1 protein-coding gene is annotated in these 495 nt (G+C 61.4%); it reads right to left on the bottom strand.

Translation table 11 applies throughout. The features are described from left to right. Nucleotides 1–495 (bottom strand): dermonecrotic toxin domain-containing protein (locus AC0L20_RS39835; protein WP_473295642.1); only part of this gene is annotated, 495 nt, incomplete at both ends.

Raw genomic sequence — 495 nt, 5'->3', positions numbered from 1 at the left:
GTCGGTGCGGCGCTTGGGGACGAACGCCAACGGCCGGATCACAATGGCTTGCCCCTCGACTTGCCGATCGTTTTCCTCTCGCGCCATTACTGCAGCGACATACCGGTAGCCGCGCTCATCCAGGCCGGCCTCGTTGCGTATCTTGAGCTGCAGCGCCAGCAATGGCAGCTGAATGCGCAGGTGGCTGGCGTACAGTTGCTGGCGCCGGGCTGACTCCTGTTGGTCGCCAAGCAGTGTGCTCTTGACCAGGGCAGGGTAGGTACTGCCGATATCGATGCGGGTAATCAGCTCTTCCACATAGCTGACTGTCAGCCAGTCGGGAATGGTGCGGCCGTTGCGTTGACGCAGGATCTTGTTGCCCAGGGGCAGGGCAATCAGGTTTTGCAGCGCCAATTGCGCCAGGCTGAAGGTAGTGGTTTCGACCTGACCCGGCACCGTGAAGGTGCCCCAGATCACTTGGCTCCGTACCTCTATCTCGTAGGTGTCGAGCGCCAG

The organism is Bradyrhizobium sp. Kon58, from assembly GCF_055807455.1.
The sequence above is the reverse complement of the archived record's forward strand: the minus strand, read 5'-3'. Positions and strand labels throughout refer to the sequence as shown.